A 23910-nucleotide genomic window follows, 5' to 3' on the forward strand; every position below is an offset into this window, starting at 1 on the left:
TTGAGAATCGAGGCGCCCTCGCGGTCCCAACATGATCGAGTAGGTCTCCCCGTTGATAGAGACCGGCTGTGGAACGATGCGCAAATTCGGCAACAGCATTCTGTTGTCCAGCACATCAACCAGGAAACCCGGGACCGGCTGGGAGCCATGCTGCCAATCGTTGCCGACGAGATGTCCGATATCCTCTAGTTCCTGAGGTGCGCCTGATGGCCCGATGAAGAACGGCGATCTGACGCCGGAGCTAGGCACCAGCGCAGACTGAGCATCGTCACGCATCTCCTGCGGCGTGGACGGCAGATCAACCAGAGAATCAAGACCGCGGTAGATCTCTGACGTCCGATTCTGCGCTGTGGACGGCAGATCAACCAGAGAATCAAGACCGCGGTAGATCTCTGAGGACCGAGCTGGCGCGGCATCCGGAATTGGCCGGATGCTCGCCTCATAGTCGGACGACAACGACAGCCACTCACTTGGACCAAAGTCAGGCGGCGTCGGCAAATCACCGAGGCTGAATTCGGACGGGGACAGCACTCGCGGCGACCAAGCTGGCGCGAGCGGCAGCCACTCGCTCGGGTCGAAGTCGGACGGCACTCGCGGCCACGATAAGCTCGACCCGGCAAGCGGCGATTCCTGACTCGGCCGCTCAGGGAAGGCCACACCCAGCGCTCTGTTTGCTTCGACGAGCCGTAGGTACGGCCCAAGCTGGTTGAGTAGCTTGTTCAAACTCCCGACGTTCCGTTTGGCTTGGGTGAATTCCCGGTAATCTACGTTCAACGACCGTTGCTGCTGATCATTGCCGTTGATTCGACTCACTATGCTCTCTCTACCCGTGGTTCGGAGCCAATCACTGAACTTACGTTGCGCCCAAGCAGTATTCCGCACATCTTTCTTTTTCGATTGGGAAGCCGGGTCGGATCCGAGCTTGCTTAGCTGTTCCTTGGCCGCGCCATCGATGATGCTGGCGTCGTCGTCATAAGGATGAAGCCGGCGAGGATGAAGCCCGTGCTGGAGCTCGCCGCGTAGGTACCCCCGAAGATTGTTGATCCCCAATCTGATTGCCGAATAGCCAATGTCTCGCTTGAACTCCGAGATATCTTTCTGCAATTGTTTCTCCTGCTCCTCACTGCCGTTGAGTCGACTCTCTATGCTCTCCCTGCCCTCTCTTTTCAGCCAGTCACTAAGCCTGCGCTGATTACTAGCGACGTTGAGGATAGGCTCCCTCTCTTTGGCAGTCGATTCAGGTCCAAGCTTGCCCAAGGCTACGTCAGTGGCGCCGTCGATGATGCCGGCGTCGCTCTCATCAGCACTCAAAGTACGGCGCCCGATGACGCGTGGCCCCGGTCCCAGTGTTTCGAACCCTCCCCCGTCAGGCTGAAGCCTTCGGAGATGGTTCAGGGCCGTAAAGAGGCGGCCATTGTGGTCATTCTCCTCGCCGTAGGCCATGATGTCCTCGGCTAATTCGTCAGTTCGAAACCGAGAAGTCAGGGATGGCTTCTGTTTGGCTGTGAGCCACTCAGCAAAGTGCGTAAGAACATCCGTATGAGTTCTGAAGGTATTGCCGGGAACATTATGTGCCCGGGCTGCTGCCGCGTACTGGCTAATGAGTAGCGCGTCTCCGGTAAGGGGCGGCGGAGAAGGAGGAGACAACAACTCGCCGGCGCGGGACTTCCGAAGCGCTTTCAATGCGGTATGCACTCGCTTTATGCCCCCCGCATTCACAAATTCATTCGCATGGGCCTTCAACTGAATAGGGTTTTCAAGCAGGCTAGCCAGTGTCAAGTTGTTGGACTTTAGAAAGTCGCTGAACTGGCCCAGATGTTCCACCATCTTCTGAATGCTGCTGGGAGCATAACGGCCTGCAGCCGCGCGCGCGAACTCGGAAATGAGGGGCGCGTCCTCTTCGGATGCGCGGCTCCGCTTGTAGCAATCGATACGAAGCTCTGAATAGACCACATCCGACGCCGGGCCGCCGAACGACTTTTCACCGCGACTTCCTCCGAAGACTTTATTCCTTGTCCTCGCGATGGGCTCCGGTTCCGATGGTGCTGTATAGCGCGTGCTGCTGAATAGCCTGTCACGCACGTCAGACTGCGATGTGCCAGCAGCCGAGCCACCAAGGTGAGCGCGAGGCAGATCTACGCTGTAGCGCGCGCTGTTGAACGAGTTACCCCGAAGGTTGGACTGCGGCGGCATCGGCATCGAACCGCCAACGTCAGTGCGCTGGATACTGTCATGCGCCTTCGCGAGTCGGGTGTAGGGCGAACTCAGCTCAGCCGAGCTCTCATCAGGGGAGCCGAGTTGCAGCTCGCCCAACTGCTGCTCAAAGCCAGCTTGGCCCGAAGGCTCATTATCCGGCTCTTGCCGCGCACGCTGCAGCTCTTGCTGGTCAGCGTACCAATGCGTCCAATAGTTCGGATCGTTATAGCTCGGTTCCATACCACGCTCCCTAGATGAGATGACTCTTCATAGCTGCCCCAGAGCCAAACTCGGGTGCACTGACCACAAAGATTCCAGCTTCAGAAAGCCGATTGCCAAGACCGGCAACCAGAACAAGAGGGCCGTCGTCGCGCGCCGCTCCGAGTTCGCGCATTACTCACACCAGCCCCAACCTTATTGCCGCAGACGAACCCGCTGGCCTACTGGGCAGCAGGTGGCTGCGCGCGCCAACGACGATCCCTTCATAAGAAGGCCTGGATTCACGTCGCGGCTTGCACTAGCCTTAACTGATATTGGTTGCACTCAGAGGCTGGCCAGTACAGCCGCCAAGAATGCGCTAAGCCCTGCGCGCCATATCCCCCGAAAGCATGACGTCGTCGGGGAACGGGGATCCTGGATCGGAAATATGTTTCCCCATTTCAAAGTTCTTCTCGTCCTGCCCTTCTCCAGCGAATCGGAATCCGTTCTTATAGAAAAAGACGGAGGCCCCGTCGTCTATAGAAATGAGGGATAGACTGGAAAGGCCCGCTGACTCTCTAATCCAATCGGCGATGTCGACCAGAGCCGTCCCTATCCCTTTGTACCTGGGATCGGCCGCAACTCTTTATGTCGGTAATTCGCAAAGTGTCGCGCCTCGACAACACAGTCATCATTCCGATCTCATCGCGTTGACCAGCATCAGAAAACAAAGAGACACGTTGACCACCACCGCTATTGCTGATTGCGCTGTACAAGTTGATTATCCCTCCCCGCCTCCTGTCAACAGCGACAGAGGCTGGTGGGTAGGCTGCTAAAGCTCCCGAAAAAGCGGTCGTATCCGCGCCAGCAGCGCCGGCCAGCGCATCGCGCTGCTGGGCCAGACTCTGCTCGTCGGAGGGAACGTGGTCATAACTAATTCTCATGGTAACAGGTTTTTATTCGGACAACCTTTCGAAAACCTGACGGGACCGACGGGTGTTTCCGGAGCGCACTGGGCCTCATGAGACGTCCGTCCCTTTGTCGAAGCAAATCAGTATTCAGCCTTCTAAATGATTGCGAATGCCCTTACCGACGATCACCATCCGTTCGATCTGCTCTGGATAGTGCTGCAAGCACGTAAACGCATTTGTGATCCTATGGGGGTTACGATTTCATGAGCGCACCTGGCCGGACGCTTGGGTCTTCGTTCAGATAAAAGCGGCCTTCTGGTGCCTTAGCCATTGCGGTCCCGATTTCACATTCGACACCCGTGGTCGAGTTGGCGCGTCCAAGATCAATTCTCTAGCGAGAACGAAAAGGCGCCGCCGAAGCGGGCCTTAGGCTCGGGAGGAATTCAGCGCGCGGCTGTTTCTTAGGAAAAGCCGCGGCCTACTTCGCGAAGGAATCGACGTGAAGTTCGGTTTCATTGCGAAGCACCGGGGGTCTGGCCGGCGGAATGGTTGTGCGAGGCGCTCGGTGTCTCGCGAGGTGGGTTTTATGCGTGGCTGACAAGGCCACGCAGCCGTCGCGTCCAGAGTAACGAGGATCTCGGCGCGAAGGTCCGTGCCAGCTTCCTTGGGAGCGACCGGACCTATGGCCCAGGCGCGTGTGGCACGACCTGCTCGCCGAAGGGGTATCGTGCGGGCTGCATCGGATCGAACGATTGATGCGGCTGCAGGCCCTCAAAGCACGCCCGCGATGGCGGCGTCTGCCGCCGGATCTGGGTGAGCGGCAGGCCGCCGCCGTCGCTCCCAATGTGCTCGACCGCTCCTTCGAAGCAGCCGCTCCCAACCGCAAATGGATTGCCGACTTTACCTATGTCTGGACGGCCGAGGGGTGGCTCTACGTGTCTGCCGTCGTCGATCTGTTCTCGCGGCGTGTGGTCGGCTGGTCGATGCAGACCGCCATGACGGCACAGCTCGTCACCGACGCGCTGGAGATGGCAATCTGGCGACGGGGCAAACCTGACGCGCTGCTGCATCATTCCGATCGCGGCAGCCAAGGCGGATTCAATCGGTCGTCGCAACACCAATTATTTTCACTCATGACAGCAGTTCGTCAAGCGCCTCCGCTGGCGTTTTCCAGCCTAGTGTCTTTCTCGGGCGGGCATTGAGGGCCGCTGCCACAGCGGATATTTCGTCGGCGCTGTGGATGCTCAGGTCTGTGCCTTTCGGGAAGTACTGCCGCAGCAACCCGTTGGTGTTCTCGTTAGTGCCGCGCTGCCAAGGGCTTTGCGGGTCGCAGAAGTAGACCTGGATACCCGCATCGATCTTGAGACGATCGTGCTGAGCCATTTCGGCTCCCTGATCCCAAGTCAGCGATCGACGCAGTTCTTCGGGTAAGGTGATGACGGTGCGCGTGATCGCATCGCGCACGGCTTCGGCCCCGTGTCCCGCGAGCGCAGGTCCGTTCTTCACGCGCGGAGCTTCGCCATGCCCCGCCAACCGGGGAAGGTGCAATAGCATCGTGAAGCGCGTCGTGCGCTCGACCAGCGTGCCGATTGCCGAGCTGCCAAGACCGAGGATGAGGTCTCCCTCCCAATGTCCCGGCACTGCTCGATCGGCAGCTTCAGCAGGGCGCTCACTGATCATGATCTCCGGGGAGACAAAACCCTTGCCTCGCCTGCGTACGCGCGCTCTGGGCATCCGTAATACACGCCCTGTTCGCAAGCAGGCCGTCAGCTCGCGGCGCAGCGCCCCACGGCCCTGAACGAAGAGAGCTTGATAGATAGCTTCGTGGCTGATGCGCATCGTCTTGTCGTCCGGGAAGTCGATCGGCAAGCGTCGGGCAATCTGCTCAGGGCTCCAGGCTTTGGCCCATCGCCGATCCTTGCGCGGGCCATGCCGGCGCCCCTTCCACGGAACGACGGGACCAAGAACGGGAGCGCCGCTCGGGGCTACGACGTCGCCAGCAAGTCTCTCCTGCACATAAGTGCGCAAGGTTGCATTGAGCGCAAGCTTGGTCGGCTTGGGCCGGCGGGCGGATCGATCCGCATGCCATTGCGCAGTTGTTGCCCGATACTCCAACCCGCCGCCGCGGGTGGCCGCGTTGCGCCGCAGTTCACGGGAGACTGTCGAAGCAGCCCGCCCCAGGCGACGTCCAATCTCCTGTATGGAATGGCCCTGCACCTTGAGCAGTGCGATCTCCTCGCGCTCAACCAACGAGAGGTACCGCCCGGAGAGCGCCTTTGCCGAAGATCTGAACATCGCTGGTGGCATGCCGCCCGCCTTTCGGAATAATCTGCTTCCGACAGGTTGTGACAATCCGGCTTCCAGCGCAGCACCTTCGCTACTTAGCCCCGCGGCAATCGCCCGCCAAAATTTATTCTGTTCATTGCGTCCTGCAACAGACGGCCGTCCTGGCGCAATCCGAAACGAAGACACTCGACGATCGGATATCTGAGCCCTATGGAGTTCGAACGGAAGGCCGGATTAGCTTAAGCCGGTGTCAACAGAACCGGGTGCAGCTCACTCGCGGATCATGATGGGAGAGCCACTTAGAGAAAGCACGCTGATGAAGACGAGCGCCAGCCGCCAGCGGTTGCGATGGAAACGCCTCAATGGTCTCGAATGCGAGCGTCCGCACTTGCGGCACTTCATGACATATTGTGATGACTGCGACTTCTGCAATATTTTATGAATTAGCGCGCGACCCACTCTGAATATATATGGCAGCGCTTTGTCGGGAACTGGCGCATCTCGCTTCGACATGATCGCAACATAAAAATAGACGAGAAGAATAGGGGCACTCGATAGGTGACCACGTCCTTGCGCTGCTGCAGAATGATCTGACACAAGGAGCCCTTCTCAGACCACCATTCGTGAACTCGATTTCGGAAACTCCAAGCGAACGATCTGGCCTCGTGGCTCGACCTACAACAAGTGGAGCGGACCCGCGCTCGATTCAACGCCGAGCTGTTCCGAGTAGCACTTATCGAGAAGGCTCGATATTTCCTTCGATTAGCCAGAGCGGCCCGAATCTCGTTTTGAGCGCAAGTCGTCGTTCCTTGCTTCAGGCGAGCGTCGCATCTGCTGCGAACTAGTCTTACTGAGTCAGAGTGTCGCGGCCCTTGTCGACAGGGATCATATATTTGAGAAGACTCACTTTTCAGCGTGGGAGACTGAGATGGGTCTGACAAGATCGGGGGACGTAGCGTCGCGGTTGCCGCGCGGCGTGGTCCTGATGGACGCCGGCTATGGCACCGACACCGCTCTGCGTGGGAGTATTACCGAACTGGGCCTGAGCTATGTGGCCGGCATCTTGCCACAAACCTCGGTATGGGCGCCCGGAACCTTTCAATTACCCACATTTAGTCGAACGGGCTGAGGGAGCGCACAAACCATTGCATCGCAGGAATCGACCGTGATTCCTTGTCTGGCACCGATTCGCAGGGGGCGGTGCCAATGGACGAAGAAGCCGACGCATGGTTTGATCGCGAGCTCGCTGGCTGCAGCCTTGCCGACGAGCGCCTGAACAAGCGGCTCCGCAAACTGGTAGCGCAGATCGGCAGCGCCATGGGCGAAGTATTCCGCTGGTGTGCCAGGACTGGGCCAACACCAAGGCTGCATATCGTTTTTTCTCCAATGACCGGGTCAGTGAGGCGGACATTCTGGCCGGCCACTTTCAAATCGACGCGTGAGCGCACGATTGCCACCGACGGTCCTGTTCTAGTGCTCCATGATACGACTGAGTTCAGCTATCAAAGAGAGAGCTCAGACGCGATCGGGATCACCAAGAGCATAAACAGCGGCCGGGACAAGGCGGGCCGCCTGAGATCGCACACGGTTTGCGGCATCCTGATGCACTCGAGCTTGGCGGTGACGACCGAAGGGCTGCCGCTTGGACTGACGGCCGTCAAATTTTGGACCCGGAAGAAATTCAAGGGGACCGCCGCGCTTAAGAAGAAGATCAATCCGACGCGTGTTCCCATCGAGAAGAAGGAGAGCATTCGCTGGCTGGACAATGTCCGTCAATCCACGGAGCTGCTGGGCGATCCGGGACGATGCGTCCATATCGGTGATCGCGAGAGCGACATCTATGAGCTGTTCTGCGCGGCTCGAGAAGCCGGAACGCACTTCGTGATTAGGACTTGCGTTGATCGTTTGGCTGGGGATGGAGATCACACGATTGCCGACGAAATGGACGGGGTCGCCGTCAAAGGACGGCATTGTATCGACGTCAGAAACAACAACGGTGACCCCGATGAAGCCGTCCTCGAGATCAGATATCGCAAGATTCGCGTCTTGCCACCGATCGGAAAGCAGAAGCGCTACCCGGCGCTGACCTTGACGGTGATCCATGCCGAAGAGCGCGTGACGCCGAAGAACAGAAAGAAAATCGAGTGGAAGCTGATCACAGATCTGCCTGTTAGCTCCCGCACCGACGCCATTGAGAAGCTCGAATGGTATGCTTTGAGATGGAAGATCGAGGTGTTCCACAAGATACTCAAATCAGGCTGCAAAGCCGAGGAGTCGAAGCTTAGGACCGCCCAGCGTCTGACCAATCTGATCTCGCTCTTTTGCATCCTGAGTTGGCGGGTCTTCTGGATGACGATGCTCAACCGTTCCGCTCCAGACGCGCCACCAACCCTCGCGTTGACGGCGACCGAAATCGGCGTGCTCGATCGCCTCGTCAACGACAAACCAAAAGCGAGAAAGACGCTTTCGCACTATCTCATCAAGATCGCCCGGCTCGGCGGTTATCTCGCCCGCGCCAGCGATCCGCCGCCTGGCAATACGGTCATGTGGCGCGGGCTGTCGCGCCTCACCGACATCGCGTTGGGCGCCTTGGTCGGAGGAGAATTTGTGGGTAATTGAAAGGCCCGGAACCGGACCGCGGCCGCCGAAGAAGTGGTCGGAGAACGGACGACCTCCAAAACTGCTACGGCGTGATAGCAAACACCGACCGATTTCGGTCAAGAAGCTTGCGATCGGTCTGCCAGCGCATGCTTGGTACAAGATCACGTGGCGTAAGGGTACGACAGAACGCTTGTCTTCGCTCTTTGCTCGTGTGCGCGTCCGTCCGGCACATCGAGATTACTGGCTCGCCGAAAGCCGGCCGGAGGAATGGCTGCTGATCGAATGGCCAGAGGGTGAGGCAGCACCGACCAAATATTGGTTTTCTACGCTTCCGGCCAACATTGGGTTTCGTCAGCTGGTCGATATCACCAAGCTGCGCTGGCGCATTGAGCGCGACTACCACGAACTCAAACAGGAGGTCGGGCTTGGCCACTTCGAGGGGCGGGGTTGGCGCGGCTTCCACCATCACGCAACGCTGTGCATCGCCGCTTATGGATTCCTGGTCTCGGAGCGAGAAACGATTTCCCCCTTCAGCAACAGCCGCCACCAAAATCTTCAAGGAAGCTACTATTCCCGAAAATTATCGACCGAGGGGATCCGCCATTGCGGCCTGAACGGCACGTTCCAAATTCGATCGCGACCGTCCGAAGAAGATTAAGCGCTGCTCTCGTCGCCACACTATCTCGATGCCCCTGTGCACCAGGCCAATCTCCAGTCAAAGTGGCTATCGGAATTTATGACGCAGTAAGACTAGCAGTCTGCTGAAGAACCCCCTCGCCACGGAGGGAGCTTGATGATTCACTTTATCATCTCGAATCGGCGGAGACGGTCATGCGCGGCAGGTTTACGGATCAGGGCGGCCTGTTTTCGTACATCGCGCCGGATAAGCGTGTGCCAGCGAACCATCCGCTGCGGAAGGTCCGGGAACTTGTCCGGGATGTTTTGAGTGATTTGAACCGCAGCCTTGGAAGGCTCTACGCCGGCGAGGGGCGTCCTTCGATCCCGCCGGAGCAATTGCTGAGCGCCTTGCTGCTGCAGGTATTCTACGGCATTCGGTCGGAACGCCAGTTGATGGAGCAACTGGACTACAATCTCTTGTACCGCTGGTTCGTGGGACTGTCGCCGGACGATCCGGTGTGGGACCCGACCACCTTCACCAAGAACCGGGAGCGGCTGCAGAACGGCGATGTGTTCACGAAGTTCATGACCAGGCTTCTGCGTGGCGTCCGCCCAGGACGACAGACCCGTCTCGCGAGGAACGAGGTCGGCGGGATCTGGTTGATCCAGCAGGCCTCGCGCGATTGCCTGGCCTGCGAGGCTCCGCCCCCAAGCCGCCCAAAAAGCCCCCAAGGCGGGGCTACGCTCATTTGTCCACGGGCATTTCGCGGGTTTTTTGTCATTCCTAAATCTTATGGCATTAGCGTCGATTGCGTGAGTTTTCGAGGTAGTTCGCGCATTCTTTGGGCGTGAAGGCCTGAAGCTGAGACTTCATGTAGGCTTCGGACTGTCCTTCCAGCCCACGGACTGCCGGTCCTGCACCCCGCCGCCATCAGGCCGGAGATCAGCGCGTATTTGATCGAGGCCGAATAGCCGCGGAAATCATGGCCGGTGACGATCTCCTGGCTGACGCCAAGCTCGGCAATCAGCGCGCCCAGCCCCATGCCGAGCGCCTGCACGCCCATCAGGTTGATTTCCTTTTGAAACAACCAGCGTGCGTCCTATTCGCGAAAGCCCGTGGCCTTCACCATCGGCTCGGACTCGAAGGCATAGGTGTTGGCAGCAGTACGGACTTCGGCTTGGGAAACATCGAGACAATCTGTCAAAGACGGGGAAATTGACCGCAGCTACAGCGAAACGCTCAGGCCAAGGCAGCGCGGGTGAAAAACTCAAAAATCGCGATCCGGCGATCCGGACCGCAACCAAACTATCGCGGTGTCCTGCCGAACAAGGTCGATGTTCGATCGTTCCTGCTTGGCACGCAGTTCGATGCCGCGAAGAAGGCCGTCGCGCTGGAGCTCGGCGCGTAAGCGGCGACGCCTAAACCAACAACAGAGAAATCACCGATGAACGCTCAACCCGGTGAGACGGTGTCGATCACGTCCGCCACAATCGGTCAGTTCGGTCGCTATCTAGTCAGCGCGGGAACGAACCATTTCATTTCGGACCAGCGTGTTGCCGTCGGTGGCCCCGGCGAAGCGATCAACGCCGGCGAGTTGCTGCCGTCGTCGCTCGGCAGTTGCTCGCTCGGGCTGATCCAGAAGACAGCGAATGAACGAGGGATCGCGCTGCGCGAGGCCGGATCCGAAGTCTCGTTCCGGCGTCACGCAACCGATCCGACCCAGTACGAATGGATTCGTATCGCGGTGCGCCTGTCCGGCGTGACGGCGGGCGAGGCTGAGACGCTTGTTGCCGGCTTCACCGCGAACTGCCCGATCTGCAACACGCTGAAGCGTGGCGGTCCCGTCGAGATCGCGGGACTGTGAGCTGACCTATGCCTGACAAGAAACTGCATCTTGCCGCCTTTGTCTCCGCAGGTCCCGTTTCCGGCAGCCACGCCGGATGGCGGCATCCGAAAGCGGACGGCGACCTGCTCTCCGCGGCTTACTACCAGAATATCGGTCGGCTGCTGGAGCAGGGGCGCTTCGATCTTCTCTTCATCGCGGACATCCTCGCGATCCCGGACACGCTGGGCGGCAGCCTCAACAGCCAGCTTCGCTACGGCGCGCTGCGGCTCGATGCGCTGGTGGTGCTCTCGATCATCGCGGGTGCGACCAAGCATCTCGGTCTTGGCGCGACCATTTCGACAACCTACGCCCAGCCCTATGTCTGGCCCGGGCGCTCGCGAGGCTCGACCACCTCAGCGGAGGCCGCGCCGCCTGGAACATTGTCACCTCGTTCCAGGAGGCCGAGGCGCGCAATTTCGGCCTGACCGAGCAGCTCTCGCGCGAGGGGCGCTACGAGCGCGCCGACGAATTTCTCGAGGTCGTGACCAAGCTGTGGAATTCGTGGGAGAATGGTGCGCTGGTCCGGGATCGCCAGACGCCGCTGTTCGCCGACTCGGCGCGGGTCCACCGGATCGACCATTCCGGCAAATGGTTCAATGTGCGAGGCCCCCTCAATGTCAGCCGACCGCCGCAAGGGCGCCCGGTCTTCATCCAGGCCGGCGCCTCCGATCGCGGCCGCGATTTCGCAGCGCGATGGGCCGAGATCATCTTTGTGACACCCGGCCTGATCGACGTCGCCGTCGAATTCCGCACCGACCTGCGCGCCCGCGCGGTCCGTTTCGGCCGTGACCCGGACACGATCAAGGTGCTGCCTGGCATAGTGCCGGTGATCGCCAACACGGAGAAGCAGGCCAAGGCGCTGCAGCACGAGCTCCAGGCATTGTCGTATCCAGAGTCTGGCCTCTCGACATTGTCCGATCATCTCGGCGTCGACCTCTCGCGCTTCCCGCAGGATCAGGTCCTGCCTGAGAACCTCGACGTTCCCGGCGTCGAAGGGCACTACCGCGAGGTCGCCGAGCTGACGCGCCGCTCGGGCGTGAGCCTTGCCGAGCTGGGACAGCGCTACGGCGCGGGGAGAACCACCAGTGGATTTACCGGCACGCCCGGAGCGGTGGCGGATCGCATGCAGGAGTGGTTCGAGGCGGGCGCCTGCGATGGCTTCATGTTGCAGGTCCCATATCTTCCAGGCGGCTTGGAGGAGCTGGTCCACGGCCTCGTTGTCAAACGCCATCCGGAACTGCCCCCATTGCGTCATGAAGAACTGCCCCCGCCATCGGGATTATGATCTCGGTTGAAGGTTGTTTCCGCCGGTGACGGGCCGGAGGGAGGCGGAGCCGACCGGAGGGCCGTCACCGGCGGTCGGCGTCTTGATGAGGCCGCTCTTGCGCTTGGCGCGGAGCCGGTAGCTGTCGCCGCGGATCGTCAGCACGTGGCTGTGGTGCAAGAGCCGGTCGAGGATCGCGGTGGCGACCACGGGATCGGCGAACACGGTGCCCCATTCGGCAACACTGCGGTTCTAGGTGATCAGCATGGCGCCAGTTTCATAGCGCCGGCTGACCAGTTGGAAGAACAGATGTGCCGCGTCAGGTTCCAGCGGCAGGTAGCCGAGCTCGTCGACGATCAGCAGCTTTGGCTTCGACAACGCGAGCAGCTTCTCGTCCAGACGCCGTTCGCCATGCGCCTTGGCAAGGCCCGCGACCAGCGTCGTCGCCGTGGTGAACTGCACCGTGTACCCGGCCAGGATCGCCTCTCGCCCCAGCGCGATCGACAAGTGCGTCTTGCCGACTCCGGGCGGCCCGAGCAACAGCACGTTCTCTCCGTTGGCGATCCAACGTGACGCGGCGAGGTCACGGATCTGCTTTGGATCGATCGACGGCTGCGCCTCGAAGTCGAAGCCCGCCAGTTCCTTGACGGCAGGGAAGTGTGCGAGCTTCAGCGCCATCTCGATGCGGCGATGATCCTTGCGTGCGATCTCGCGCTCGCACAGCAGGATCAGCGTCTCACGCGCCGACAGGTTCGCGCGCGCCGCCTCGTCGAGCAGGCTGTCGAGCTGATCGCGGATGCCGGAGAGCTGTAATCGCGCCAGCATGGCATCGAGCGGATCGGTCGTTTCTTCCATTATCTTCTTTGCCCGCGCCATCAGAAGCTTCCTCCGACCACAGCTTCGTATTCGGCAAGAGGGCGTAACAACGACGGCGGTGGAGACGGCGCCAGCACCGCCGCGATCTCCGCCTGGCGGACCGCGCCATTGCGCCCAGCGACACCATCGAGATGGGCAGAGTCGACGATCCGCAGCCGGCGCCCCTCCGATTGCTTGTGCACTGCTACCTGGTGCAATCCATGGCGGATCCGCACTTCGCCGGCCGCGATCGTTACCGCCACGCGCTCGCCAATAAGGCGCCACGGCACCGAGTAGCTGTTCGTGTCGATCTCGACGGCGCAATCATTGCCGACGACGCGGGACAGTTCACGCAAGGATCCGAACGACGGCTGCCCGCCGAGCGGCTTCAACCGATGTATCTCGTCACGCGCGAAGCGGATGATCGGCGCCTCGCCGGTCGTGCCGTGGATACGAACGTTCGCAACCTCACGCTCCCATCTGTCGAGATGCGCCTCGAATGCTTCCCAACTTGGGAAGGAATGACCGGCGATCGCGTTCTTCTTCACGTAGCCGACGCCGTTCTCCGTCTTGCCCTTCGTGCGCGCCCGATATGGCGCGCAGGCGCGAGGACGGAAGCCCAAATGTTTTGCGAAGGCTATCAGCTTGTCGTTGAACTGAACCGACCGGCTCACCGCGTCGTGGCGCACGACAAGCGCGCGTGGATTGTCCATCAGCACTTCCTCCGGCACACCGCTGAAGGTCGTGAATGTGCTCTCGAGCCCGGCGAACCAATGCTCCTGCCTCTCGGCCCGGAACGCACGCACATGGAGCCGTCGCGAGTGTCCAAGCGTTGCCACGAACACGAATGCCTTGACTTTCGCCCCTCCGATCTCAACCAGGCGCTCTCCGAAGTCGATCTGCAGCTGCCGGCCCGGCGGCGTCTCAAACCGCGTCGTCGCCAGCGCCTCCGCCTTCAGCGCCTGGCGATAGGGCTGCACGGCGCGTTGCAGCGTCCGCCGGCTGACGGCCACGCCTTTCTCGGCCAACAGGTCCTGGCGCACCACGTCGGCATTGCCGCGATGCCGAATGAGCCTCTCGCGCAGCCAACCCTCAAGGCCGTCGAGACGCTTCGGCCGCTCAGGCGACTTGAACGGCTTCACCCCGCCCGCCGCCACGTAGTCCTTCACCGTGTGATGGCTGCAGCCCAGCTGCCGCGCAATCCGCTTCACACCCCACCCGCACGCCCTCAGGCGCATCATCTCCGCCACGTCATCCGGCGTCTTCATCACCTGCCCCCGTGGATCATTCCACGGCGAGCCTTCAGTGATTCGTTCCCGCTTCATTCACTCTCTCCTCAGTTATCCGAGGAGGGGGCAATTCCTCGTGACGCTGAGGGGGCAGTTTTCCATGGCGCGCGACAGCCTCGTGCCAGAGCTGCAACATCGAGGGCTGTTCCGCACTGAGTACGACGGCTCGAACTTGCGCGATTCTCTCGGCTTGCCCCGGCCGGCGGGCTGATGGTCGGCGCTGGCCCCGACGCAATGTTCTTCAGTTTCAGACACTCCCATGATACGCAGCGCACCCTTTTGATCGTGCGACGAATGTCCATTTACGGCCTGAAAAACCCGGGGCACAACCAGTAAGGCATTGATAGTGTTCAGCGCGCAGACTCTCAATCAGTGGCCCGGTCGGTGTTCATTCAGGCAACAAGCGCAGGAATCTCTTGTTCAATCGATCGCAATAATCGGGCGTTGCGCCGTTGCGCCTCCCCGCAACCAAGTTCGGACTTTACCGGTCCCGATACGAAAATGGCCCGCATCAAGCGGGCCATTTTTGTTTGGCGAGACGATCGCCGGCCGTCTCAGGCGATGACGTATCCCTCGGCTGATGCCGGCTGTTCGGTTAAATCAGCAGTACGCCCGCGAACCATGTCGAACTGGCCGGTTCGGTGCGGCGCCGCAGCGATTGCGACTCTGCCCACCACATAATTAGTGCACCGTCACCATAGTAATTCTATCCGACCGGGTCGGCTCTAAGATGCCTTTGCACCTTGGTTCGGCAGCTCAAAGAGAACACCCACCACTTCCAGTAAGTCGCTTAGCACAGGTAAGCCTTGCGAGCCGTCCAAACTAAGCAGCTGGGCTGGCGTGATTCCGTCAGGGTTGAGGCTTTCCAACACGACCAGCCTTTTGTGGACGCGCAGACGCTTGAAATACCTTTCTCCCGTCTCGTCCACCGCCACGACCAGCCGCCCTTCGAGGCGCTTTAATGTGTCAGAACCAAATGTCGTAGGATGAGTGACAAGAAATTGTCCGTCCAACGCGATAGGCTCGGCACTTCGACCCTGTACTTCAAACAAGCGCGCATTCGCTAAAGCTTTTTCGGCCAGAGAAAAGTCGCTTACCGCCACCACCTCCTGATTTACGATATGAGGCGCTGGGCGTGCAATGTGGGAGACGAACAATGTCCCCACGATCTTTTTTTGCTGCACCTTTTCTTTTTGGCGCGATCACTGGCTGAGGGAGTTGGTGAGGTTCGAGCGTTTGCCCCGTCAAGACGGCCATCGTCGGGTGGAGATCTGTCTCGCTGTGTCGATGAGCTAACAGTTGCTCGCCAAAAGTTGCGACGACAAAGCTGTGCTTGGTGACGGAGGCAAAGTTCGAAACAATCAGGAAGTCACCGATTCCTGCGACCGGATCAAGCGTATCGGCCGCTAGCTGGTAGATATCATGATTGAAGAGTTTTACAGGTTGGGCTGAATCCCATTCCTTAAGGGTGACGATTCCATCGCCTGCTTTTCCATCCGTTTTCGCCGCAGCGGCCACGCCGGTCTTCATTAGCGTAAGTGCCTTTAGCGAGTCCTTGTGACCGGTCGGGAACGCAACAACATTGTCCCGCCATGCGAACATTCGCGGCTCGCCAGCAGACGCTTCGAATTGTGCGCACACATGGAATGCTTGATGCAACTTGGGCCGAAGCTGGTTATCCCAAAACGTCCTTATATCGAGCGCCTGTGACCTTGCCCCTTGGGCTCAATCCAGTTTGAAGTTCGTACTGGCCCAAGACGAGGACCAGAGCATGAAGCGCAAGCGGTTTACGGAAGAACAGATCATCGGGATTTTGAAGGAGCACGAAGCCGGGGTTCCGATCGCCGATCTCTGCCGCAAGCATGGTGTCAGCGATGCCAGCATCTACAAATGGAAAGCCAGGTTCGGCGGGATGGACGTCTCGGAGGCCAAGCGACTGCGGTCGCTGGAGGACGAGAACACGAAGCTGAAGCGGCTTCTGGCTGACGCCATGTTGGACAATGCGGCGCTGAAGGATCTCCTGGGAAAGAAGTGGTGACGCCCGCAGGGAAGCGGAAAGCTGTCGCTCATCCGGTGGATGCCCATAGGATGAGCGAGCGGCGGGCGTGTAAAGCCATCGGCTGCTGCCGCATGACCATGAGATATCGGACGACCCAGGCTGACGATGCCAACCTTCGCCAGCGCATGAGGGCGATTGCCCAGGAACGCCGCCGCTTCGGCTATCGGCGGCTGCATGTTCTGCTCAGGCGGAAGGGGTATCTGGTCAACCACAAGAAGCTCTTCCGGCTCTATCGGGAAGAGAAGCTGACGGTGCGCCGCCGTGGTGGCCGCAAGCGGGCGATCGGGACCAGGGCGCCGATGCTGGTTCCGATGATGCCGAACGACCGGTGGTCGCTCGACTTTGTGTCGGACCAACTGACCTGCGGCCGCCGCTTCCGCAGCCTGACCGTCGTCGATGATTGTACCCGCGAGTGCCTGGCGCTGGTGGCCGACACCTCGCTCTCCGGCATCCGCGTGGCGCGGGAACTGGACCGGCTGATGATCGAGCGCGGCAAGCCCAGGATGGTGGTCAGCGACAACGGCAGCGAGCTCACCAGCAACGCCATTCTCGCATGGGCCGACCAGAGCCGTGTCGAATGGCACTACATCGCGCCGGGCAAACCCATGCAGAACGCCTTCATCGAGAGCTTCATGTATAGACGGCCCCGCGGGTGCAAGAGATTTCGACAGCGTTTTGGAGATCGGTCGGGTGCGTTCATGTATACGGCCTGTCATTGCGACCGATAACTTGGCCGCTGGCCCTGATGGAGATCGCGGATCGAGGCCTCATCAACGGGTCGCGCTTGTTGCGCTTAAAGCTCTTCGGGCTTTCTCGATCCCCAGCTCCGCCGGTTTCCATCATGCTGTCGTTTGCCCTCACACCTTAAAGTGGCCAGCCTGCTAAGCAGTTCATCCAGCAGCCTTAGCCCGATAGAACTCACCGGTCGTCATCATCGCCCAGATGATCCGAGCCAACTTGTTGGCGACGGCGATAGCGACGGCCATGGGCCGACGCCGTTCAAGCAGAGCTTCGATCCAGCCACCTCCGACCTGGGACCGTGCCTTTGGATACCGAACGACGTTGCGTGCCCCGATGACAAGCAAATGCCGGAGATAGGAATCGCCCTGCTTCGTTATGCGGCCGAGCCGGTCCTTCCCGCCGGTGGACTTCTGCTTAGGCGTCAGGCCCAGCCAAGCCGCGAATTCTCGCCCGGAGCGGAACATGGTCGGGTCCGGCACCCTCGCGGCGAGGGCCGTGGCCGTTATGGGCCCAATGCCGGGAATCGAGGAGAGCAACCTCGCCATCGGATTTACTCTCTGGATCTGAGCCAGCTCACGCTCGATAGCGCCGACCTGCCGGTCCAAATTCCTTCAGTTGGTTCACAAGAACAGCCAGCGCCATACGGGCAGTGGCAGGTAGCGCGAGTCCTCGTCATCCAACAAATCCACTAGCAGTCTGCTGAAAAACGATGAAGTTGAGAGCTTTCTTGTCTTTGTTCGGTCGCTGTCGGGGCGGAGCGCTGGAGGTTGGATGTCGTGTTCTGCCTGGCGCCGGGTGACCCGCGCGCGGCGTGGCTATGTAGCAAGTAGTTTGGGAATGCGGATCAGGTTATAGGCGATCAGATTGAGCAGGAAGTCGGCGGCGACCCGAGCGATGCCGCGATGTTTTGTCTTGCGCATTGTCCCATGCTGCTTGCCCCAGCCGAAGATGCACTCGACCATGGCTCGGCGTGATTGCGACATGCCATAACCCTGATGCCGCGTGGTTCGTTCGTCGATCGCGCTGTTGCGGGTCTTGCCGGTTTTGGTGACGGCCTGGTTCTGTGTCACATGCGGCGTCACGCCGATGGCGCGAAGGTTGGCGACGTGATCGGCGGTATCGTACGCCTTGTCCTCACCGGCCGTGATGCGGCGGCCTGCGGCTTTGCGTCTTGCCTTCAGCATGGTCTCCGAAGCCCGGCGTTCGGCGGTGCCATTGGCATGCGTGACCCTGCCGCCCACCGCCAGCCCATGCCGATTCTCCATGGTGGCGTGGCCCATATAGCAAAGCTTGGCCTCCCGTCCGGCTGCCTTGCGATAAAGCCTGCTGTCCGGATCGCTGGTGCTGGCATGGGTGTCGTTCTTGCGCTTCTGGCCGTGGAAGTTGGCGCCGTCATCATCGTCACCGCTGCCGTCCTTGGGACGAAAGCTCTTCTGTGAAGCCCAGGCTTCGATCAGTGTTCCATCTACCGAGAAGTGCTCGTCCGACAATAGGGGTTTGACCTGCGGATGGTTCAGAAGCCTGGCCATGAACTTCGTGAACACATCGCCGTTCTGCAGCCGCTCCCGGTTCTTGGTGAAGGTCGTCGGGTCCCAGACTGGATCGTCCGGCGACAGTCCCACGAACCAGCGGTACAAAAGATTGTAGTCCAGTTGCTCCATCAATTGGCGTTCCGAGCGGATGCCGTAGAACACCTGCAACAGCAAGGCGCTCAGCAATTGCTCCGGCGGGATCGAAGGACGCCCCTCGCTGGCGTAGAGCCTCCCAAGGCTGCGGTTCAAATCACTCAAAACATTCCGGACAAGTTCCCGGACCTTCCGCAGCGGATGGTTCGCTGGCACACGCTTATCGGGCGCGATGTACGAAAACAGGCCGCCCTGGTCCTTAAACCTGCCGCGCATGATCGCCTCTGCCGATTCGAGATGATAAAGTGAATCATCAAGCCCCCTCCATGGCGAGGGGGTTCTTCAGCAGACTGCTAGACCTTACCCCCAGCCGGCCCTGTCCAACAATGATTCCGAACTCCGCAAAGTGAGCTCGAATAGCGCAGGCGGTCATGGTTCTCTGGCGGACCAGCAGGCCTCTTGCACGGTGAAGCATCAAGAAGCCTTGGTTCTCGACGCTTTTGATGGGAACAAACCTCATATTGGGGCGGCTAACTGCTTCACAGATTGCGGCCGCATCAGCGGCATCGTTCTTTGCTCCCCGCCGCACATAGGGCTTCACATATGCTGGCGGTATTAATCTCACATCATGTCCAAACCGTTGAATCGCGCGCGCCCAGTAATGGGCGGTGGCGCAAGCCTCTATCCCAACCAGGCAGGGCGACACCGAGGAGAAGAAGGAAACGATCTCACCGCGCCGGAGGCGTTGGCGGCTGGTCACTTGACCTTGAGCGTCAACCGCATGAACGCGAAATACGTGCTTCGCGATATCCAAGCCAATTGTCACGGCTTCCATGATGATTGCTCCTGTTAGGTAGATATCGCCAGCATCGCGCCGGCGCCGAGGGAGCGGGGCCGTCTTCCCCATCAACGGTCGGCTGCGGGATGAGTTTTTGAACGAGACGCTGTTCACGTCATTGGCCCAAGCCCGCGTCGCGCTTGGATGCTGGCGGGCCGACTACAACGATACGCGACCGCACTCGCAGCTCGGATGGAGAACCCCGTCCGAGTTCGCGATGACCTGCCACCCGCGCCGGGATCTGGCGCTGCGCTATGCCGAAGGCTCCGCGCCAGCTCCCGTCGCTCCCACCGCCCAGCAGGGCAAATCCAGCGGCAAGGACGAACTCGGAACTGGATAAAACCTGGGGGCTAGGTCACCTGCGCCACTCCCAGAGTTTCGTTATCTTTGTGGTGAGGACCGTTGATTATGTTCATCTCTTTGCCGCCGCCACCCATAAGCATGTCAACGAGCTCTTTGAATGTCTGGCGGTTGAAAGGCGGCACGTGTGCCTCGCGCAAGCGCTTCAGCTCATTCCGCAATGAATCGAGGCTCATATCCGCAATCTCCGGGCTTTCGGCCCGCATCATGCACTTCAACAAATCTTCGCTGTAGACTCTTACAGCAGCAATAAATTGCCTCGCGACGGCGTCATCATTGTCGGCTTCGGCTTTGTAGTACAGCCGATCGACGTTGGTGCCGTTGACTATCGTCGCAACGGGAGACGCCTTGTTGAGAGGAGCAACTAAAGCGTGATGGCATTAGCTTCGATAGCCTGAGTTTTTGAGGTAGTTGGCGCATTCTTCAGATGTAAATGTGCCAAGCAGTTCGCCGATGGCGGCGCAGACCGTATCGACGGTTCGTGCTGCTGCCTTTCGGAGCAGATGTTTGAGCTTGGCAAAGACCTGTTCGATCGGGTTCAGGTCGGGTGAGTATTTTGGCAGGAAGAACAGCTTGGCTCCGGCGGAGCGGATGAGCTGGCGCACGGCTTTGCTTTTGTGGCTGCCGAGATTGTCCAGGACGACGATATCGCCGGGACGAAGGGTAGGCAGGAGAACCTTCTCGACATAGATCCGGAAGCTCACGCCATCGATTGGTCCCTCAATGAACCATGGCGCATCGATCCGATCATGGCGCAGGGCCGCCAGGAAGGTCATGGTTTTCCAGCGGCCGTGAGGAACCTTGGCGGTGAGTCTATGCCCGCACGGGGCCCATCCCCGCAACGGTGCCATATCGGTCCGGGTCCAGGTCTCGTCGATGAAGACGAGCCGCTCAGCTTCGACGCGACCTTGGTACTTTGTCCACTGGGCCCGCCGCCGTGCCACGTCGGGACGATCGCGTTCGCCAGCCACCACGCTTTTTTTTGAAGCTGAACTTCTCGGCATGCACGAAGTCCCACACCGAGTGATAGTCGACCTTCAGGCCACGCCCGGCAAGCTCGGCAACGAGCCCGCGTATGGTGAAGTCGCCGTCCTTGATCCGTTGCGACAGCCAGACCGCGTGGTCTCCCGAAACCGCCTTCGGCTTGTGACCGCCCATTTGCCCCGGAGCAACGCTGCCGGTCTCATCGACCCGTTTCATCCAGCCGATCGCTGTGCTGATAGCCACTCCAAACTGCTTGGCGGCCTGATTGCGGGACATTCCACCCTCAATCGCCGCCACCACCCGCTTGCGCAGATCGAGAGAGTAAGGCTTGCCCATCCATGCTGGCCTCCGCCCAGCCAGCATGGTGAATCAGAAACACACTGATTTGGGAATCCCAAATCGATTCAGCCTAACCCCATCCCGCTTTAGGCCCTGTTGCCCGCTTAACAGATGCTCGTCGACGAGAAATTGAAAGAACTGGCGTTCGTGCGTCGTAATGATCAGGTGCATTCCGAAGGGATCTGTCGGACCTGCATTGGCAAGGCGAGCGATCTCTTGCGCCCATTTACGCTTGTTGCGGGGATCAAAAGTGACTTGGGGGTCGTCCAAAAGGACAAGCGGCATGGGATTGGAGCCTGCCGCCTCGATTGTCTCTTCGCGCAGTGCAAAGACGAATGCCCATAGGATTGCACGCAGCCATGATGTGTTTGCGACCAATAACGCGTCGATCTGAAGACTGGGTTCGAAGCTGCCCTCGACATTGATTGCCTTGCGCCCGAGCGATGCGTCCTAGAACAGGAAGCGGTCTTTCAGGCGAATTTTGTCGAGAACCGCGCGTATGCGACCGGAAAGCGTCGTTATCGACCTTGCCGTTTCTGCCCCGACCAGGTGCTTTAATTCCTTGAGGGCTTCTAACGCCTCAATGATCGCTTCACGAACGCGCTGATGCTTTTGTATCGCTTCCCATTTTTCGACGGCTTCCGCCGCGGCGAGCAGATTGACAGCAAGCTGATCTAGAGGTTCAGCTTTTTCGATTGCTTGCTCAAGAGTGTGCAGTTGGCCAGCGATGGACCGCGTAGGTGGCGGATCATCTTTTTCTGCCGTCTTGCCGATGAGCTGCGACCACGCGTCACGAAAGGCACTCGCATTGCTTTCCCACCAAAGCGCGAGATCGGACACGACCTGAAGTGAATGCATGGTTTGGCAAAGGTCGATCACGGACTGAGGAGCATCCGGCGACAAAGTTTCCATGGTTGGTGCCGCAAAATCCGGGAGGGCGGCCGCCTGTTCATCGACAATCTCGTTCGTGAGTTTGGCGATACCGGTGAGCACGTCGCTGAAGGCGTCATTCGTCGCAAAGCGGGAACGCGCAGCTTCCGAATACGCGTTCTTCGGTACCATCGTGCGAAGAAGCAAGCCTGTCCCCCGGTGAGCGTTTTTCTTGACGACAGACATGAGCGGAAATTCACGAGCGAACTCCTCCACAGTCGGCAGGTCTTGCTGAAGTGGGGCGGCAGTGCAGGTGAGAGCTGATATTGCGCTACACCCATCGGCTTGCTCGCGTCGCGTAGAGCATATTCGACAATCACCTCGTTAGGGCCCTTACAGAGGATGATGCCGATCGTCGGTTGATCGACCTGGTGCCGGAGTTGGTCGTCAACGGCCGTGAGATAAAAGCTCATCTTTCCTGCGAATTCGGACAAGAACTTCAATCTTCAGTTCGATCACCACCATTTAGCTGAGGTGAATTGCCGCCTACCTACTCGGTACGCGACACAAAGACACGTTCGCATGGTCGGACCGAAAGTCCGTCACGCTCGAGAGATATTGGTAAAGACGAATTCGTCTCGACAGATTTCATGCCCATTCTAGTAAAGTCACGCACATTGGGTCTGTTGACCAAATGCGAGCGTCGTCCTCTAGGGCTAGTCTCATAATTTCGGTTTTCGCGATGTTCGACCTCGCCAACCCGGGTGCCTTTCGTCTGCAAGGCGAGCAGGAGCTTTGGGTTATGGCCGCGAAGGAGGTCCCGCCCGCCCCCCTCTCGTCGGCATGCCCAAGCCGCAAGCCGAGGTGCTCATCGGCGGACATGCGGCGGCGCCTGGACGTAAGACTTCACGTAGGCTAGCGGCATCATGCGGACCAAGTGCGCGAGCGACGTGATCTGGCGTGCCCAGAGTTGGCCATGCAAAAGCCATGGAAAAAATTTGAGAGAATAATGATCCTTAAGCGAACGAACCCGATCCCTGAACCATTCTGTCGCGGTCCCTTGGTTGTGCCTTCACTAGCAATATATTGTTGGGCGGCTCAATGCTCATACGTTTCTAATCGGATTCGCCGCCTTGCAATAGAGGATCGCCTAACCCAATGATCAAAGGTTGGTTGGACTTTCCAGCATTTGAATTGTTCGCGGTCCTCATCGCCCTTTACGCAACGACTGGCGCTGTCATTGTGATCGCGAGTTTCAGCCCTGCAACGGTTGTGCTGGTGCGCCGCGTAGAAGGCGTGGTCGCTCCGCTTTTCGGGACGGTCGGAGTGTTGTTTGCGTTCCTGACCGGATTTTTGGCCAATGATATAACCGATCGCAACCGTCAAGCGGCCCGCGCGGTGCAGTCAGAGGCGGCGGAACTGCGCAACATCTATGCTGTTAGTAACGCGTCCGTCTCGGACATGGGCAGCCTCCGCTCAGTGCTTGCGAAATACGTCGCCGCCCTCGTGGATGACGAGTGGCCGGCGATGGCGCAGGACCAGGAGGCCCATTCGGTTGAGTCCGTCTATGACGCTTTGCTGCGAGAAGTGAGCGATCCTCGGATCGGTCAAGCAGCGGGTGCTGCGGTGCAGACGGCCTTGCTAAATGCCGCAGTCGGAGCGGGCAGCGCGCGTTCCGAACGGCTCGCGTTAGCCTCGGACCGCACGATCGATGCCAAATGGATTCTCGTCCTGATCCTTGGCGTGGTGACACAGATATCGATCGGGTTGGTGCACCTGAAGAAGGCCGGTGCGCAAATTACGGCGCTAAGCGTGTTCTCAATCGCCGTCGTGATGGCGCTGGGACTCATTGGTCTGCAAGAGCGTCCTTTTTCCGGTGATATCCGAGTAGAACCGGGACCTCTGGCTGAGGTCGCCAAAATCGCAGCGGATTGAGGATGCATCAGCTTCTTGCGTTTAATGCAAACCATTCCCGCGTTGACGCAGCTGG

16 protein-coding genes and 11 pseudogenes are annotated in these 23910 nt (G+C 59.6%); 12 read left to right on the plus strand and 15 right to left on the minus strand.

Annotation, left to right across the window (positions count from 1 at the left end; all coding sequences use genetic code 11):
* Positions 1-2436: hypothetical protein (locus QCM77_RS40245; protein ID WP_280096500.1), on the minus strand; the 2436-nt coding region annotated here is incomplete at its 3' end.
* Positions 2437-3756: 1320 nt separating this feature from the next.
* Here QCM77_RS40245 and QCM77_RS40250 point away from each other — a divergent pair.
* Positions 3757-4396: pseudogene (locus QCM77_RS40250) on the plus strand (IS3 family transposase); the annotation flags it as partial.
* A gap of 40 nt (positions 4397-4436) precedes the next feature.
* On the opposite strand, the gene QCM77_RS40255 reads toward QCM77_RS40250, so the two are convergent.
* Positions 4437-5792, minus strand: a complete 1356-nt coding sequence (locus QCM77_RS40255; RefSeq protein ID WP_462804388.1) for an IS30 family transposase — start codon at positions 5790-5792, stop codon at positions 4437-4439.
* A 688-nt stretch (positions 5793-6480) separates the two neighbouring features.
* Here QCM77_RS40255 and QCM77_RS40260 point away from each other — a divergent pair.
* From QCM77_RS40260 to QCM77_RS40275, 4 genes and pseudogenes are all read left to right on the plus strand, one after another.
* Positions 6481-6699, plus strand: a pseudogene (locus QCM77_RS40260) (transposase); the annotation flags it as partial.
* 98 nt (positions 6700-6797) lie between these two features.
* Complete coding sequence (locus QCM77_RS40265) at positions 6798-8210, plus strand: IS4 family transposase (RefSeq protein ID WP_462804387.1); 1413 nt, start codon at positions 6798-6800, stop codon at positions 8208-8210.
* Between the two features lie 4 nt (positions 8211-8214).
* Positions 8215-8806, plus strand: a pseudogene (locus tag QCM77_RS40270) (IS701 family transposase); the annotation flags it as partial.
* 217 nt (positions 8807-9023) lie between these two features.
* Positions 9024-9410: pseudogene (locus tag QCM77_RS40275) on the plus strand (transposase); the annotation flags it as partial.
* Positions 9411-9724: 314 nt separating this feature from the next.
* Here QCM77_RS40275 and QCM77_RS40280 read toward each other — a convergent pair.
* Positions 9725-9999: pseudogene (locus QCM77_RS40280) on the minus strand (phosphomannomutase/phosphoglucomutase); the annotation flags it as partial.
* Between the two features lie 70 nt (positions 10000-10069).
* On the opposite strand from QCM77_RS40280, the gene QCM77_RS40285 reads away from it, so the two are divergent.
* Genes QCM77_RS40285 through QCM77_RS40300 form a run of 4 tightly spaced genes read left to right on the plus strand, consistent with a single transcriptional unit; the run spans position 10070 to position 11981 of the window.
* Positions 10070-10219 (plus strand): hypothetical protein, encoded by a 150-nt coding sequence (locus QCM77_RS40285; protein WP_280096503.1) that lies wholly within the window; start codon positions 10070-10072, stop codon positions 10217-10219.
* Between the two features lie 36 nt (positions 10220-10255).
* Positions 10256-10675, plus strand: coding sequence for an OsmC family protein (locus QCM77_RS40290; protein ID WP_280096504.1), 420 nt, complete (start codon positions 10256-10258; stop codon positions 10673-10675).
* Positions 10676-10683: 8 nt separating this feature from the next.
* Complete coding sequence (locus QCM77_RS40295) at positions 10684-11121, plus strand: LLM class oxidoreductase (RefSeq protein WP_347882430.1); 438 nt, start codon at positions 10684-10686, stop codon at positions 11119-11121.
* On the plus strand, positions 11019-11981 hold the full coding sequence (locus QCM77_RS40300) for an NtaA/DmoA family FMN-dependent monooxygenase (protein ID WP_462804389.1): 963 nt from the start codon (positions 11019-11021) through the stop codon (positions 11979-11981). The genes QCM77_RS40295 and QCM77_RS40300 overlap by 103 nt, the downstream gene beginning before the upstream one ends.
* On the opposite strand, the pseudogene istB reads toward QCM77_RS40300, so the two are convergent.
* The 4 genes and pseudogenes from istB to QCM77_RS40320 all read right to left on the minus strand — a co-directional run bounded on the left by istB (position 11976) and on the right by QCM77_RS40320 (position 15706).
* Positions 11976-12815, minus strand: a pseudogene (istB, locus tag QCM77_RS40305) (IS21-like element helper ATPase IstB). The gene QCM77_RS40300 and the pseudogene istB overlap by 6 nt on opposite strands.
* A gap of 20 nt (positions 12816-12835) precedes the next feature.
* On the minus strand, positions 12836-14140 hold the full coding sequence (gene istA, locus QCM77_RS40310) for an IS21 family transposase (RefSeq protein ID WP_280096505.1): 1305 nt from the start codon (positions 14138-14140) through the stop codon (positions 12836-12838).
* Positions 14141-14829: 689 nt separating this feature from the next.
* Entirely contained in the window at positions 14830-15156 is a 327-nt protein-coding gene (locus tag QCM77_RS40315) for a S24/S26 family peptidase (RefSeq protein WP_280096506.1), read from the minus strand.
* The gene (locus QCM77_RS40320) at positions 15149-15706 is read right to left on the minus strand and encodes a hypothetical protein (RefSeq protein WP_280096507.1); all 558 of its coding nucleotides are present in this window, start codon (positions 15704-15706) and stop codon (positions 15149-15151) included. The genes QCM77_RS40315 and QCM77_RS40320 overlap by 8 nt, the downstream gene beginning before the upstream one ends.
* 169 nt (positions 15707-15875) lie before the next feature.
* Here QCM77_RS40320 and QCM77_RS40325 point away from each other — a divergent pair.
* A pseudogene (locus QCM77_RS40325) lies at positions 15876-16795 on the plus strand (IS3 family transposase); the annotation flags it as partial.
* 258 nt (positions 16796-17053) lie between these two features.
* On the opposite strand, the pseudogene QCM77_RS40330 reads toward QCM77_RS40325, so the two are convergent.
* The 3 genes and pseudogenes from QCM77_RS40330 to QCM77_RS40340 form a co-directional block, all read right to left on the minus strand.
* Positions 17054-17567 (minus strand): annotated as a pseudogene (locus QCM77_RS40330) (IS110 family RNA-guided transposase); the annotation flags it as partial.
* Between the two features lie 152 nt (positions 17568-17719).
* Positions 17720-18805 carry an IS5 family transposase gene (locus QCM77_RS40335; RefSeq protein ID WP_280096509.1) on the minus strand — a complete coding sequence of 362 codons (1086 nt, stop codon included), beginning with the start codon at positions 18803-18805 and terminating at the stop codon, positions 17720-17722.
* 97 nt (positions 18806-18902) lie between these two features.
* Positions 18903-19364, minus strand: a pseudogene (locus QCM77_RS40340) (IS110 family RNA-guided transposase); the annotation flags it as partial.
* Positions 19365-19437: 73 nt separating this feature from the next.
* Between QCM77_RS40340 and QCM77_RS40345 the strand changes: the two are divergent.
* Positions 19438-19707, plus strand: a pseudogene (locus tag QCM77_RS40345) (integrase core domain-containing protein); the annotation flags it as partial.
* 10 nt (positions 19708-19717) lie between these two features.
* Here the strand turns inward: QCM77_RS40345 and QCM77_RS40350 are convergent.
* The 5 genes and pseudogenes from QCM77_RS40350 to QCM77_RS40370 all read right to left on the minus strand — a co-directional run.
* A complete protein-coding gene (locus QCM77_RS40350) occupies positions 19718-19936 on the minus strand; it encodes a hypothetical protein (protein WP_280096510.1) in 219 nt (72 codons plus the stop codon).
* A 171-nt stretch (positions 19937-20107) separates the two neighbouring features.
* A protein-coding gene (locus QCM77_RS40355) for an IS630 family transposase (protein ID WP_280096511.1) occupies positions 20108-21047 on the minus strand; the annotation gives its coding sequence in 2 pieces (ribosomal slippage) (positions 20108-20710 and positions 20712-21047; 939 coding nt in all).
* Between the two features lie 33 nt (positions 21048-21080).
* Complete coding sequence (locus QCM77_RS40360; protein WP_280096512.1) at positions 21081-21428, minus strand: P-loop NTPase family protein; 348 nt, start codon at positions 21426-21428, stop codon at positions 21081-21083.
* 72 nt (positions 21429-21500) lie between these two features.
* Positions 21501-22166, minus strand: coding sequence for a hypothetical protein (locus QCM77_RS40365; protein WP_280096522.1), 666 nt, complete (start codon positions 22164-22166; stop codon positions 21501-21503).
* A 101-nt stretch (positions 22167-22267) separates the two neighbouring features.
* A pseudogene (locus tag QCM77_RS40370) lies at positions 22268-22393 on the minus strand (PDDEXK nuclease domain-containing protein); the annotation flags it as partial.
* 685 nt (positions 22394-23078) lie between these two features.
* Between QCM77_RS40370 and QCM77_RS40375 the strand changes: the two are divergent.
* Complete coding sequence (locus QCM77_RS40375; RefSeq protein ID WP_280096513.1) at positions 23079-23855, plus strand: bestrophin-like domain; 777 nt, start codon at positions 23079-23081, stop codon at positions 23853-23855.
* Positions 23856-23910: the final 55 nt, after the last annotated feature.

Source organism: Bradyrhizobium nivariense, assembly GCF_029846695.2.
Classification (GTDB): domain Bacteria; phylum Pseudomonadota; class Alphaproteobacteria; order Rhizobiales; family Xanthobacteraceae; genus Bradyrhizobium.